The following is a 15,070-nucleotide window of genomic DNA, read 5'->3' on the forward strand; positions in this document are numbered from 1 at the left end:
ATATCTTCAGACCAGAAATCTACTAAAAGCCCTAGCGATGGGGCTTTTGTTGGGTGATTGGCTACAATCAATGTATACTTATAAGGAATAATAAAATGAAACTCAAATCTATGATTTTTGCTGCGATGGTAGCACTTACTGGCTGTACCTCTACGCATTATGATTTTATGGATAAAGCCTATGTTGGTTATGTGAATAACCATGCTGTAGTACTCTTTGATGCTGGCTATTCAAACGGGGTGAAAGTCTATCGCCCACAATTCGCAAGTGATTGCGGTAAAGTCTATGACAAGTACTATCAGATGGATAATACCAGTACTACTTGTTTAGTACGTGAATCACGTATTGCCGATCTTCATCCCTATAATGAGCATATCGGCAAGGTTGTAAAAACCCGAACTGATACTATTCATGAAAGTCTGGAAGGTGTTAACTCACCATCAATTATCCCCGATAACCTATAGGTGTTAAGATGAAGATCATCATTGCCGTATTGCTAGTACTCGCTATCATTTACGCATTATCACCAGATGTACAGCATATGTTAAAATTCAATTGAGGAAGTAAAATGTTATATCCAAAGTCAACTAACACATTCACTGATGAAGTTACACTAGTTAATGAACATGGTGAATACTTTACCTACGATCCAAAGTACTTAACTTTATGTAATTCTGATGGTGTGATAATCCCACATGAGAAGTGGACGCCAGAGGAAATTGAAGTACTTGAAGAACTGGATGAGGATTACAACAATCCAGCAGAAGAAGATGAAGATGAATAAGCCCCGTTTGGGGCTTTTTTTTTATTCAAAAATCCCTCTCCCTAAATACCCATATAACAATCATGGGGGTATTTTATGGAAATCTTCAAACACTACAAACACGGAACATCACACATAGATAGTACTGGTGAATACCACGGCTATTACCCTTCACGAAATGAAACAATCCTATCAGTACACATACTGATTGATGATTATCAGATCCACATTTACCCAAATGGGATATCAGTACTGTACAAATACACCCGTGTAAATCCTGAGTACTTCACTATAGGTCGCTGGCGTTATCCCGTGAACGCCTTACACGCTTCCACATTCAATGAGAAGAAGAGAGTACTACACATGTACAACATGCTAGATGAGATGCTCTTAGAACAGCGTATAGGCGGCGTACCAATCAATGACTGGTCAGTGATCAAAGTCATCCAATCCCACGCAGACGAGACTAAATAGACTAGATGGCGAGTAGTTCGCATTTCTTTAAATAAAAATGTAAATGATATTCATTATCATTATGTAAATGAGAATGGTTCCTCCCACGCCGCCCTAACAATGCGGAGTTTCGGCACCGTTTTATTTTAATTGTATGTGAACTAATTATCACGCCCCGAAACGATAATTATTATCAATAAAGGATTTGAAACATGATTAGCATGAATGAACTAGCTAAACAGTACGGCTACGATGAATCTACAGTTCGTCAATGGAAAGCCCAGGGTATGCCAATTGGTAAAGATGCCGATGAGAGAGATACGCGAGCATGGATAGTACAGAATGTTATTAAACCATTACGTGAAACTGATACGAAAGAACAAATTGAATTAGAAAGGTTGAAGAAACTTAAAGCAGAAGCCGCATTATCAGAATTAGAACTACAGGAAAAATCTGGACAAGTTGTCAGTACTGACTATGTAGAACAAGTATTAACTGAATATCTATTTCACATTAAAACCGTAATGAGGGCAATCCCAAGTAAGACATACCTTGAGCTATTTGCTCAAACCGAAGCGAAAGATTTACGCGATGTACTGAAACAACATATTGATAGTGCTTTATTCCAGCTAGGAAGCATGGAATTTGAACTACCCACGGATGAAGAAATATTAGATGGAAACGAACAAGAAGAAATTAACACAAGTACTGATGAAAGTGCTGCCGACAATACAACCTCCGAAGATTCAGAAAACGAGTGAATGGATAAGTAATGGCGTAGTGAAGTTTGTGGACGGGCCGAATATGGGTCTTGATTGGGTTCCGTTTTCCTTTCAACGGGAACCAATGGATATCGCACAATTAAGATCAACAAAAAAGATTGTTCTTCAGTCATGTAGTCAACTTTTAAAAACCACTGTTTTACAATCAATTTCTTTCGGACTAATGGCAAACGATCCATGTAATTTTGCTTTTGGTAGTAGCTCTGAATCTGAAGTGAAGAAATTTAAGGATGGTAAATTCCTACCAGCAATTGAAACCAGTGAAGTACTAAGCCCACTAGTAACAGATAAGAACGACAAGAAAGCCGCGAATAACGCGAAGCAAACACAATTAGTAAATGGTACTTTCATTTATTGGCTAAACCTCAATACACCAGGAAACCTACGCGGTATTACTTGCCGTGTAGTTCTACTTGATGAAGTATCAAACGTTGGTATTACTGAAGAAGGTAATCCAATTAAATTGGCAGAAGCTCGTACAAGTACTTTCGGTGATGATGCCCTAGTAGTTATTTCAAGTACACCATTATATAAAGATGATTTGATTAACAGTGAATATAACCTCTCTGATAAACGCCGATGGTTTGTTACTCATAAATGCGGTCATGAATATACTTTTGAATGGGAACAAGTAGCTTTTGAATTTAAGCAATTAGAAAATGGTCGTTCAATACCAGATAGTACTACTACCCGTTTAATTTGTCCTCATTGTCAGGAAGAAATAGACGAACATACCCGGCACCAAATGATTGATAACGGTCGATGGATTGCTACAAGTACTGATGGTGATCCGGGTGTAGTTGGCTATCAGATCTCACGTATGTATTCACCATTAAACACTATTTCTGAGATGGTAAGTAAGTTTGCCGATGCTCTTTATAATTTTAACCTACAAACGTTCTATAACAACGAACTAGGCTTACCGTATGAAGATGAATATGCGAAAGAACTAGATATACTTCAATTAGAATCTCTGCGTGAAGATGAATTTAATCTACATAAAATACCAGAAAGTACTTTAGGTATATGTATTGGGATTGACCAGCAATTAGACCGACTTGAGGCAACTATTTTAGGCTTTGATGAGAAGAACATTTACGTGCTTTCTCATGAATTCTTCTATGGTCACGATTGTACAAAGATTGAATCTCAAGCATGGAAGGACTTAGATCAGTTTTGTCGTCAAGATTTCCGTACTGTTGAAGGTCGCATAGTACCAACACTTGCCGCATTCGTGGACAGCTCGAACGGTAACGCCACCGATACAGTTAAGAAGTTTACCGCACGTTGGGCTAAGTACCATCCTATCAAGGGTTCCAGTAGTACTACAGGTGATTTGTTCAAGCGTAGTACGCAAGCTGGCTATGAACTACAGATCCTTAACGTACATGATCAGAAGAATACGATACGTAAACTTCTAAACTTGATGCTCAGTACTGAAGTAGATAACGCACCAGTTAAATTAAGGTTCAGTAGCTCATTACCAACTGACTATTTTGAGCAACTTTCTGCCGAGGAATTAAAACCTGCTGGCGGTAAATTAGTCTGGAGACTCAAAAGAGGCCAGAAGCGAAATGAAGCCCTCGATTGTCTTGTTTATTCAATGATCGCAATCGTATATTCGCAATCTCAATTAGGTAATCAACCATTTAGAAAACTACGCGAACATAAAGCCAAATCATTACCACAAAAGATAAATAAACCAGAACAATCACAAACAAAACCTAATCAAAGTACTAGACGTTCTAGGCGTTCTGGTATGGGTTCAAACTGGTTTGGGAAAACGTAAAATGATAAGGATATCCAATGGCAATTTTACCAGAAAAGATTTATATGGTTTCAAATCCATATGCTTACTCTGTAACAATTCCTGCTAAAACACTTTTCGTTATTTCATATGTCAGTACTGGTAATTCAATTACATTAGATAACAGCAATAGTGATAGTGAACAAGCATTTACTATCACTTTCGAAACTAACGTTGCTTCAGAAAAAGTATTCTGTACAGCTATTACTAATGGTATTGCCAGTACTTCTCAATGTGAAGTAATTGATCCAACAAAACATACTGAAGAATACGCACGTATTCGTAAGATGATTGATGAGATTGAAGCAGTAATTGAAGCGAAAATACAAGGTGGTGCTAACTACAGCATTACAATTAATAATAAAACTTTAGTTAGTGAATCATTAGCAAACTTAGAAACAATGCGTGCTCGTTATATCGAACGTGCTAATGCTCTATGGGCTAAAATGAATGGTCAAGCTACATCTGGTTCAAGTAAACCATTTAAGAGTATGACTGTATTCCGCGATCCTAACTATCCAAACCGTTGGGGTACTCGCTAATGTGGTTTAAGAAAAAACAAACTGAACAACCAAAACCAGTACAGAAAAAGAATGAAGTTCGTGAACATGTTGGTAAAACATTACAACGTGATCTGAACCAGATTCGTACAACTAGTAATGGTGTGAATGCTTTTGGCTTTGGTGTCGGTACTAACTCAGTAAGTATTAATAACATCATTAAATGGCATCTCTCCGAATGGCGTAACCAATCAAGAGACGCAACACTAGTAAACCCAATCGCACGTAAGTACATGATGCTTTCTGTAGATGGTGTAGTTGGTAGTAATGGTATCTATGTAAAACCATCTGTAGATATTGATGTTGATGAAGAAACCAAACATAACATTAACCAACAACTAGAAAAACTATTCGATCGTTGGGCATATGATGCTAATAATTTCTCTCTTGATGGTTCAATGACTTTTGATCTATTCGCACAAGTACTGGAAAAACATCGTTGTCGTGATGGTGAAGCGTTTGTACGTATTCATAATTTCAACCGTTCTATCAAGATTGAAATTATTGATTCTGCTCGCTTAACTCAATTAAATAACGCAGTACTGGCGAATGGATATATTAGCAACGGGATTGAATATAATAAATACCGTCAACCAGTAAATTACTATTTCGCTAAATATAATCCAGTAACATATACATATGATGCGACTAGTTATGAAGTTGTCCCAGCAAGTGAAATCCTACATTTCTTTGTTATGGACGATGCTACACAGGAACGTGGTATACCGGATCTAATTGCCAGTACTAAAGTATTAGCAGATCTAAAGAACTTCCAGGAAGCGGCACTACTTGCTAAACGAATCTCAGCAAGTGTTACAACTTTCATTACTAATAATGGAAGTAACAACGAATTAGCACTAACTGAAGGTGAACAAGATACAGCGATTTATAATGAGTACTTGGAACCTGGAGCAATTTTCGAATTGAATGCTAATCAAGATGTTAAATCGGTTGATCCTCGTAATGGTGTTGACGGCATAGCAGAATTCACAGATGTACTATTTGATAATATCTCAATGGGGTTAAACGTAACTAAACAATCCCTAATGGGTAATACTTCAGATGCTTCATTTAGTGCTGCTAAATTGGCAGAACGTCTACAAGCTACAACATTCAGTACCCGTACTAATGTACTCATAAATAAAGTACTTAAACCAATATATACAGCTTGGTTGAAGAATGAAATGCTAAATAATAGTAAGTTGAAATTAAGTTTCTCTGATTTCGATGATCTTGTATGTGCTCGCTATATCCCAACTAAACCTATCTCACTTGATCCATTGAAGGATATTCAATGTGAAGTAGCTGCTATTGATGCTGGGTTGAAATCACGTACTCAAGTAATTAGCGAAATGGGCGGTGATCCACGTGTCGTACTACAAGAAATAGAGAATGAGAAAAATATGAACAAGGAAGTTCTAGATGAAAATCAAAAACCAGACGAGGGAATTAACCCTACCAGCGGCGATTAATTCTGATAATCGTACCGTTGAAGTTGCTTTTTGTTCCGAAACTCCCGTAGCACGTGAAATAGAAGGAAAGTTATATAACGAAGTACTTCTATGTAATCCAGAAAATGTAGACCTATCACGTTTGAACAATTCAGGGGCAGTACTTTTTAATCATGATCGCGATCATTTGATTGGAAAAGTACTATCAGCACGTATTGATTCAGACAAGGTAGGCCGTGCTGTATTACAGATTTCCAATGCCTCGGAAAAAGAATGGGAACAAATCAATGAAGGTGTATTAACACATATTAGTTTCGGTTACACAGTTAATGATTACCGTATCGAAGGAAACATTATCTATGTTACTCACTTCACCCCATATGAAGTATCACTAGTAACTGTACCTGCTGATGTATCTGCTGGTGTTGGTCGTTCATTGATAAATAACAATGATGACAACCAGAAGGATATGATCATGGAAGATGAAAACGAAATTGAAAGTACTGAACAAGATGAATCTGAACAAGAAAGTACTGAAGTAGAAAGTACTGAACAAGATGAATCAGAAGAAGTAAGTATTAGCGATGAAGAACTATTAGCACTAATGGCTAATCGTCCAGACTTGCTCGAAAAAATGATAAATAAAAGCGAAGTTGAAGAACAACGCGAAGAAGTACAAGAAAGTACTGATGATTCTGAAGTAGAAGATTCTACCGAAGAAGTGGAACGTAAACGTGAATTGGAATCAATCGGCGTAGTTCTAAATATTGATGTGTCTGAAGCAATTGAAAAAGGAATTTCAGTTCAGGACTTCAAACGCACACTAAATACAAAAACAAATCCTAATCATGATAAGGAAATCAAAATGGAAAAATCCGTATTAAATGGCCTAATTCGTTCACTAAGTGAAGGTAATTTTGCTGGTAAAACTGAAATCCCTGCGGGTGATTTCGTTCGTACTTCTACTACTGTTGGCGGTGCTGCTCTAGTTAAAGAAGTATACGCAGATTCTTATATTGATGTGCTACGTGCTCAATCAGTATTTGCTACTCTACCTGTACAAGTATTCGCAAATCTAGAAGGTGAAGGTAATCTAGTTCTACCTAAACTATCTGCTGATTTCACTGATAACTTTGGTTATGTTACTGAAGGTGCTCCATCACCATCTTATAACGCTGCTTTTGAAAAAGTTACTCTAAAGCCAGAAATCTTTACTGGTTCTGTTGAACTAACTCGTACTCTAATCAAATCTGCTAGTACTGCTGAACAGTATATTCAAGATGCGATGGTTAAGGGTGCTGCTCTAAAACTAGAACGCCTAATTCTTGCTGATGTTGTTGATAAAGCTCCAGAAGTAACTCTAACTGCTGCTCTAACTAAAACCGATATTATCAATGCTCTAGCACAACTAGCGGCTGCTAATGTTCGTGTTGAGAATGTAGTTGCTATTGTACATCCTACTACTGCTGCTGTATTGCGTACTACTCTTGATGGTTCTAACACCTCTGCTAAGTACTTGCTACAAGGCTATATGGGTGATGGTATTCTAGCTGATTCAGTACGTGTTATTGAATCTACTCAAGTTGCCGCTGGTTCTATTGTGTTTGGTGATTGGTCAAATATCATCATGGCTCAATGGGGTTCTGTAACTATGGATCGTGATGACACAACCCAACGTAACTCTATGGGTATTGTTCTACGTACCTTTAGTTTCCAGGCTCATGCTTTAGCACATGAAGAAGCATTCCTAGTACTAAACCTAGCTTAATAGGGATATAACATGAGAGCATTTTTAAACGGTCAACAAGATACGTTTTTAAATGCTTTCGGTCAATCTATCCAAACTTCTACGGGAAGTACTTTTACTGGAATTGTAGAAGTACTTCCCGTTTCTATTGAAGCTGCGGGTGGTTTTATCGAAAGCATAGAAACATTTGTTACTATGAAAAAAGAAGATTTAAGTACAGCAAGCGTATCTATCGGTACAGTACTAATTATTGATGGTGTGAATCATACAATTTATAACATTGAAGACGATCTATCAGGCATGGTTAATTGCTATTTCCGTAATACTGCTAGTGCTTCATTCGCAGAGGATTACTAATATGATGATAGTACAGAAAGTACGCGGAGCAATGAAACAGCTTATTAATGCTAGTAAAAATCTTACTGTATCACGTGATGTTGATGTATTTGAACAAATCGCATTTGATTACAGTATGAGTAGTGTTAATTTTGGTAATCAACGTCAAGCGGCAAGTTTTGCCATTCAATATCTAATCTCACCAAAACCAGAAAGTACTAATACGGCACCTTCAATAACCTATGATCAGATTATTGGTTATTTCGATGCTAATAAAACGATTGTTTTTAAAGAAGCTGGTTTGATTATCCTTAGTTATTCATATGAGCAATCCGATATTGTGACAGATCCTATAACTGGCTCTGTTTCCTTGTCATTTACTATAAATATTCAAGTTACGGAAAAGACAAGATAACTATAAGGACATTTTTCAATGGCAGACATAATCACAGGTAAGGGGTTAACCTTACAATATAACACTGATACGGGCAACCGTTCGCCACAGGGAGTAGGTAACATTACTGTAAATGAAGTGAATACCTTCCCAATCCTTACTATTCATTCTGAAACTAATACATTTGACACATATGATAGTGAATACAATTCAGTACTCCTATCAGATAAAACCGTTGAACCATTCCAAATTGTAGTTAACTATTTGCCTGATGATTCTACACATATGTTTCTTGATGAAATGGCAGAATCACAAGGAATTTTTCAATGTATTATTCAATATGAGTTGAATAGTGATAACAGTACTATCACATATGCGATTGTGAATGGTTACATTACAAGTACAGAACTAACAGGCGATAAAGATACTGTAGTCAGTAAATCCTATACATTCACGCCTGAAGATGTGATAGCACGTATGAGTACTTCACAAGCTTTCCTACCTCTTCTACAGGGTGATTATGGGGTTGGGTCAAATGGTGTAGACATTCCTCAGTATGAACCAGACGTACCTGAAGGTAATGGTTTTATCAAAGTACCTTCTTCACAGCCGGGTAATCCTGCTGGATCGGATATGTTGGGTATTGGCCTTGTGGATGGTACTAGTGTTGCTGAATTCGCAATCACAAAAACAGGCACACTAAGCCTATTCGCAAAGAACGGATCAACGGCATGGACACGTATCTATACTGCTACTCAGATGGACGCACGTTATGTACCTTTGACACGTACAATCAATGGTCATGATTTGAGTACTAATGTGACTGTTACTAAATCTGATGTAGGTCTAGGAACAGTAATTGATGCTCCACAATTGACAGTGGCGAACAACCTAAGTGATCTGGCAAATAAAACAACGGCACGTAGTAATTTAGGTGTTTATAGTACTGGTCAGGTTGATACACGTATTGATAATTTAAATACTGCTTTAAGTGCTGATATTTCAGATTTGAATACAGATATTACAAACTTGAATACAAGTCTTAGTACTGATATTTCTGATGTGAATACTAGGGTTGATAATCTTTCAACTGATGTAAGTACTAATTATGTACCGAAAACTACTACTGTAAATGGTCATGCTCTAACTGGTAATGTAACCGTATCTAAAGCTGATGTAGGTCTAGGTAATGTAACTAATGATGTACAACTAAAAAAAGCAAGTAATCTATCTGATGTGGCAGATATGAATGCTACTCGCTCAAATCTCGGAATCAATACAATTGATCGTGATACTGTAGGTGGATATTCATTCTTATATAGCCCTAGCTTTGGTTATCGTTTGATTGTTGGTAATAATGGCGATTGGTCGATGCAGAATGCTACTAATGGTACTCGCGTTGCGTTAGGTATTAACAGTGGCGGTACTGGAGCAACGAATGCTTCTGGTGTTCGCACTAACCTTGAGTTATTTCGTGAGGCTCGCACTCCACTAGCTTCAGGTGTTAACTTAAATACCTTAACTGGTTCGGCTTCTGGCGTTTATAATCAGAATCTGAATGCTAATATTCAAGACGGTATGAACTATCCTGAAAAAGTAGCAGGTTCATTACTAGTACTATCGACAGGTGCTGGTGAATCATGTACTCAGATTTATACTGTATTCAATGTTAACAAGGCATATCGTCGTGCTTATAACTCGGAAAACAGTACATGGTCAAACTGGTCATCATTCGTTATGTCTGCGGATGTTATTCCGGTTAGTAATGGCGGTACTGGTGCTACTACTGTTTCTGGTGCTCGTTCGGCACTTGATGTTAACAGTATTCGTACTAATGGTGGTTATACAATCGTTAATAGCCCTAGTTCTGTGACAAACTTAGTACTTGGTAATGATGGTAGTGTTGTATTTCAGAATCAGAATGGTAGTACTCTAGCATTCCCTGTTTCGTCTGGTGGTACTGGTGCTACTACTGCTTCTGCTGCTCTTGCTAACCTTGGTGGATTTCCAACTACTGGCGGTACTATTACTGGTAATGTTGGGGTAACTGGTAATTTAACTTCGAATAACTTTACTTCAAATACAAGTACAGCACGAAATGATTTAACATCATGGCCTGGTGCTGGTAATACAATTTTAGGTGGGTATCTACGTTCACAAATTACCGTAAATGGTGAAGAACGTGCTTCTACTAACCTTCGAGTTATTAAAAGTACTGATTCATCAACAACTATTTCAAGGTTATCTGTATATCAAGTTGCGGCTGGATCAGTTACTTCTCAAACTTCAGTTTTTGATTTTTCTTCTGAGGGTAACATTTATACAAATGGTCGTTTATCACTTGGTAATCCTCGACCAAATGAATGGTGGGCATCAGTACAACAAGACTGGTCTGGTATTAGATTAGCAGATAGTTACGATACTCCCGGTAATAACGCAATAAGTGCTATCACATGGGGGTATCAACACTCAAATGGTTATAACTTAAGAACGTTATTAGGTAATGTTGGTAATGGTACTAACAATTGGGCACATACTGCTTTAACTCAATTTGGTGATGCTGGCGGTGCTGGTGTGCGTTATTGGTATTTTGTACCAACTACCGGGGATCTATTGTGTAATGGTGGTGGTGCGTTTGGTGGTAGTTATACATTCCAGAAAGCCGCTACATCTGATGCTAATTTAAAACATGATATTGAATATAATGATGGTCTTGAATCATACGAGAATATCAAGAAGTTCAAACCATGTACATTCGTATATAACTTTGATGAATCTGAACGTGTACGTCGTGGTGTTATTGCTCAAGATGTAATGACTATTGATGATGAATATACAAAGTTCATACCTGATGCACCAACGTTTGATGAAGATGGTAATCGTATTGAAAGTGATGGCGGATCTTATGCTCTTGATAATAACGTTATCATGATGGATACAGCTCTAGCATTACGTTATTCAATCGAAAAAATAGAAAAACAAGAAAGTACTATTGATGATTTACAATCACAAATCAATGAATTGAAATCATTAGTACAATCACTACTCGATAATAAATAAATACAATCGGGGTAAATCCATTACCCCGTATAACTCTCTTATAAGGACATATAATATGGCTATGGATATTTTTTCTGGTGCTAATCTTAAAGTTGAAGTAGGTACTAGTGCTGGTACTACAGTTGCTACTGATTTTCAAGAAGTACCCGAAGTAAACACTTTCACTACTTCTGGTTTTGAAAGTACTGTTATTAGTGTTAAAACTTTTAACTCTGCTTATGATCGTAAACTATTAGGTACTAAATCAATCCCTGATATTTCACTTGCGGTTAACTATCTTGCTGATAACGCAGTACATCAGAAACTTGAACAATTGGCAGATGAGCAAAAACGCTGTCAGATTAAACTAAGTTATTTTGAAGATTCTTCTGAAGAAACTGGCTTCTATGTAATTTATACCTGTTTCGTTTCCAGTACTACTATCGGCGGTGACAAAGATGAAGTTGTTACTAAAACCTTTACCCTAGCGGTAGATGGCGGTGCTATCGATTCTGGTCTAATTACTGTAACCCCATAATCTTAAACAAACTTGAATAAATAAAGGGAAGGTGAATATCTTCCCTTTTCTATTAATGAGGTAAAATAAATGAACTTACAAGCACTATTAAAAAAACTACAACCTGAACTACATCCATTTGTGATTGAAGGTGAAACTATCTATATTCATCGTCCAAATGGTCGTGATTTTCAGAAATGTACTGATATTTCAAGTACTCTAATTCTATGCGTTAAAGATGAAAATGGTGATCCAATCTTTGCTGATGAAGATATTGATGGTCGCATTAACGTACAATCCGTAGATTACATTCTACAGAATAAAATCTATGCTGCTATCCTTCAATTGATTCAAGATTCTAATCCAACGGACGAAGTTGAAAAAAAGTAAGGTGTGATACTGAATTAAAGTACTTTTGTAAGATGGTTAACAAAAGAGGGCTATCACCAAACGAGTATTTTGAATTAGAACCAGAAGTACTACACATGTTAATGATTTACGACACTTTCATAGAACCATCAGGTACACATATTGAAATGATGAAACATGCCTATCAGTGTTATTACACTACTTTGAGTAATAGTAATTTAACACCAGAGGCTAAAAAATCAATCAAAGTTAGTGATTTTGATTTTCTTGATTTACTTAATGACAGTACTAAAACTTCATTTGAGAAATCAGAAGAACGAAAAGAGAAATCAAAAGAAAAACAATCTAATGATATTGCGTCATTAGGTGAAGCTATTAAGAAACAGGTTTTAGGGAAAAAACGAAATGGCAAATAACAGGGATATTAGAGTAGATATTGATGGTGATAGTTCTGGCTTAAGTCGTGCTTTGCGTCAAGCAACTGATTCACTTGATGAGTTTGGCGGTCATGCTGGCGGTCTAGTTGGTGATGTTGCCGAACGCCTTAGTGGTGGTTTCGGTCGTGCTGGTTTGGCTATGACTGGTGTTGCTGGGGCAATTGGTGTGGCAGGTGCGGCAATTGCCATAACACTTGCTAAGGTATCAGAACAGGCAGAAAAAGCTTTTGAAGTATTCAAGGCTGCTAACTTATCACAGATGGGTATTGCTCAAATCCAACAAATGGCAAATATGTATGCTCAGGTTGGATTAAACATGGAAAACATCGCCGACCAACAAAAAGATATCAAAGACAAACTAGGCGATGCTTTTAATAATTTGGGTGGTTCAATGTACACTGATGTTATTCAGCCTCTAGGGTTGAATCTCATTGAACTAAAGAAAATGGCTGATGAAGGTCAGGACGTATATGCTAAGATTTACTTTGCGGCAAAAGCACAGGGTTATAGTGCTTCACAAATGACATTCATGATGGAAACATTAGGGAATGATGCGGTATTACGTCTATCAGTACTCAAACAGTTTAACAGTGAACAAGATTACCAAAATTCATTATCACAGCAAACAATACAATTAACACAAGAACAATCTGATCAATTCGCAGAATACAGAAAAGCAACTACAGAACTATCAAACGCTTGGGAACAATGGGAAAACAGTACATTAGCACCTATTGCTTCACGTCTTGCTGAAATTCTCAATCTAATGACACGTATTATGAATTCTAAACCTGTTTCATCTGCGGCTGCGGCTACTGGTGAAGAGGGGATTAATGCGGTTAAGCAGTACCAGCAAGGTTATCAGGATGATCTACTAAAGAATTCATCCATCTATGGTGCTCAGATTGTTGAACAAAACAAGAAAGATACTGAATTACTTGATAAGAACTTATCTTATGTAGTTAGTTTAGCTCAAGCCAATATGAAGGATCTTAAAGCTACTATTGATGAAGCTAATAAAGGCGTATCTAAAAGTACTATTGATGGTGGTATGAAAGCCTTTGAAACTACCAAACAGGCAGCACAAGGGAAAATTGATCAATTAGACCAACAATATAAATTCCAGAAAGAAGCAATTCAGAAATCATTACTTAGTGCTTATGGTGATGATTTTAAGGCTCAGAAGAAAGCACTTGATAGCCTTGAATCTTCATATAAAGAAAAACGTGGTGAATTGGTCAAGGCGATGAATGCCAGTGATGAAGCTGCGAAGAAAGCACTTGAAAGTAAGTTAAAAGCAGAACAGCGACTACAAGAGCAAGCAAATGCTAAACGATTAGCGGCACAAAAGGCACTTGATAAAGCAATCTCCGATTCTACTGCCAATGCGAATCTACGACAAATAGCCGAATATGATCGCCAACAAAAAGAGCTAATGAAAGTAATTGCCGATAACGCTAAAGTACTTGGTATTGATCCATCACAGTTATTAAAAACTGCTGCCAAGACTGGAGCACAAAACCGTAATAATATGCTTAATCAAATGATTGGTTATCAAGATCCTAATCAGGGATTGAAAGATACTAATACATTAATTGGCTCGGGTAATCTCAATGAACAACAAAAAGGCTTCTTAGCAAATCAACAAAATCAACGTATCAATGGTAATAATCCATTTGCTTATGATAATACTGATCAGCGTTTGAAAGAAAATGAAGATGCTATGAATGCTGAATTGGCACAGAATGATTTACTTCTTAAAGGTCATGAGGATTACGAAAAGCGTAAGGCACAAATCACTGCGAAATATAACTCTCAGGCGATTGAGATTAGTAATCAGAACGCACAAGACCAATTATCAATATTTGGTAATACTGCCGATCAGTTGGCAAATGGTATGGTTGCTGCTTTTGGTAAATCTTCTGGTGCTGCTCAGGCTGCGTTTGCTCTAAGTCGTGGTATCAGTATTGCTCAAACAGTACTTTCAATCCAGTCAGCTCTTGCTCAGGCACTGGCAACGCCTTTCCCTGCGTCACTTGCTAACTATGCTCAAGTACTATCACTTGGTATGAGCATTATCAGTACTGCTAAAGGTGCTGCCTCCGGTCAGTTCCACGGTGGTGTAGATGAATTACCAGCAGGTTATGATAATAAATCATTCGTACTTAAAGCGGGTGAACGTGTTGTTCAGGCTCCCGCGAACCAGAAACTGATTAAGTTTCTAGATAAGCAAGAAGGTGGAAGTACTTCAGGTGATGTTACTATAAACGCACCATTGATCATCCAAGGTGATGTAGCTGGGGATGATAAGAAATTCAATGAAATGTTGAAGAAACATCAGAATAGCGTAGCACAAGCTTATAGAAGCTCAATTAAACGTAATACTTAATCATCAGGGGCTATATGCCCCTTTTG

The 15,070-nt window shown here is 37.3% G+C and carries 14 protein-coding genes; all 14 read left to right on the forward strand.

Annotated features, from left to right (window positions below; all coding sequences use genetic code 11):
- The first annotated feature begins 95 nt into the window (after positions 1 to 95).
- The 14 genes from ENGE1_RS28255 (at position 96) to ENGE1_RS29100 (ending at position 15,044) form a co-directional block, all read left to right on the forward strand.
- Positions 96 to 464 (forward strand): hypothetical protein, encoded by a 369-nt coding sequence (locus ENGE1_RS28255; protein ID WP_151206493.1) that lies wholly within the window; start codon positions 96 to 98, stop codon positions 462 to 464.
- Positions 465 to 568: 104 nt separating this feature from the next.
- Positions 569 to 784: a hypothetical protein gene (locus ENGE1_RS28260; RefSeq protein WP_151206495.1), complete on the forward strand. Its 216-nt coding sequence runs from the start codon at positions 569 to 571 to the stop codon at positions 782 to 784.
- Positions 785 to 1,428: 644 nt separating this feature from the next.
- Positions 1,429 to 1,977 (forward strand): terminase small subunit, encoded by a 549-nt coding sequence (locus tag ENGE1_RS01510; protein ID WP_255265508.1) that lies wholly within the window; start codon positions 1,429 to 1,431, stop codon positions 1,975 to 1,977.
- Positions 1,892 to 3,787, forward strand: a complete 1,896-nt coding sequence (locus ENGE1_RS01515) for a terminase gpA endonuclease subunit (RefSeq protein ID WP_081214689.1) — start codon at positions 1,892 to 1,894, stop codon at positions 3,785 to 3,787. The genes ENGE1_RS01510 and ENGE1_RS01515 overlap by 86 nt, the downstream gene beginning before the upstream one ends.
- A 17-nt stretch (positions 3,788 to 3,804) precedes the next feature.
- On the forward strand, positions 3,805 to 4,347 hold the full coding sequence (locus ENGE1_RS28265) for a M55 family metallopeptidase (protein WP_151206497.1): 543 nt from the start codon (positions 3,805 to 3,807) through the stop codon (positions 4,345 to 4,347).
- The gene (locus ENGE1_RS01520) at positions 4,347 to 5,837 is read left to right on the forward strand and encodes a phage portal protein (RefSeq protein ID WP_064360447.1); all 1,491 of its coding nucleotides are present in this window, start codon (positions 4,347 to 4,349) and stop codon (positions 5,835 to 5,837) included. Before ENGE1_RS28265 ends, ENGE1_RS01520 begins: the two co-directional genes overlap by 1 nt.
- Positions 5,788 to 7,584 (forward strand): phage major capsid family protein, encoded by a 1,797-nt coding sequence (locus tag ENGE1_RS26390; RefSeq protein ID WP_081214690.1) that lies wholly within the window; start codon positions 5,788 to 5,790, stop codon positions 7,582 to 7,584. Before ENGE1_RS01520 ends, ENGE1_RS26390 begins: the two co-directional genes overlap by 50 nt.
- Positions 7,585 to 7,596: 12 nt before the next feature.
- On the forward strand, positions 7,597 to 7,920 hold the full coding sequence (locus ENGE1_RS26395) for a hypothetical protein (RefSeq protein WP_073971274.1): 324 nt from the start codon (positions 7,597 to 7,599) through the stop codon (positions 7,918 to 7,920).
- 1 nt (position 7,921) lies between these two features.
- Positions 7,922 to 8,314 (forward strand): hypothetical protein, encoded by a 393-nt coding sequence (locus ENGE1_RS01525; protein WP_064360448.1) that lies wholly within the window; start codon positions 7,922 to 7,924, stop codon positions 8,312 to 8,314.
- Between the two features lie 18 nt (positions 8,315 to 8,332).
- Positions 8,333 to 11,353 carry a pyocin knob domain-containing S74 family peptidase gene (locus ENGE1_RS27830; protein ID WP_081214695.1) on the forward strand — a complete coding sequence of 1,007 codons (3,021 nt, stop codon included), beginning with the start codon at positions 8,333 to 8,335 and terminating at the stop codon, positions 11,351 to 11,353.
- 55 nt (positions 11,354 to 11,408) lie between these two features.
- Positions 11,409 to 11,870: a phage tail tube protein gene (locus tag ENGE1_RS26405; RefSeq protein WP_073971276.1), complete on the forward strand. Its 462-nt coding sequence runs from the start codon at positions 11,409 to 11,411 to the stop codon at positions 11,868 to 11,870.
- Between the two features lie 69 nt (positions 11,871 to 11,939).
- Positions 11,940 to 12,239 carry a hypothetical protein gene (locus ENGE1_RS26410; protein WP_073971277.1) on the forward strand — a complete coding sequence of 100 codons (300 nt, stop codon included), beginning with the start codon at positions 11,940 to 11,942 and terminating at the stop codon, positions 12,237 to 12,239.
- Between the two features lie 95 nt (positions 12,240 to 12,334).
- Complete coding sequence (locus ENGE1_RS26415) at positions 12,335 to 12,634, forward strand: hypothetical protein (RefSeq protein ID WP_234464991.1); 300 nt, start codon at positions 12,335 to 12,337, stop codon at positions 12,632 to 12,634.
- A complete protein-coding gene (locus ENGE1_RS29100; RefSeq protein WP_255265509.1) occupies positions 12,624 to 15,044 on the forward strand; it encodes a hypothetical protein in 2,421 nt (806 codons plus the stop codon). Before ENGE1_RS26415 ends, ENGE1_RS29100 begins: the two co-directional genes overlap by 11 nt.
- The last annotated feature ends 26 nt before the right edge of the window (positions 15,045 to 15,070 follow it).

Source organism: Pluralibacter gergoviae ATCC 33028 = NBRC 105706, assembly GCF_001598855.1.
Classification (GTDB): domain Bacteria; phylum Pseudomonadota; class Gammaproteobacteria; order Enterobacterales; family Enterobacteriaceae; genus Pluralibacter; species Pluralibacter gergoviae.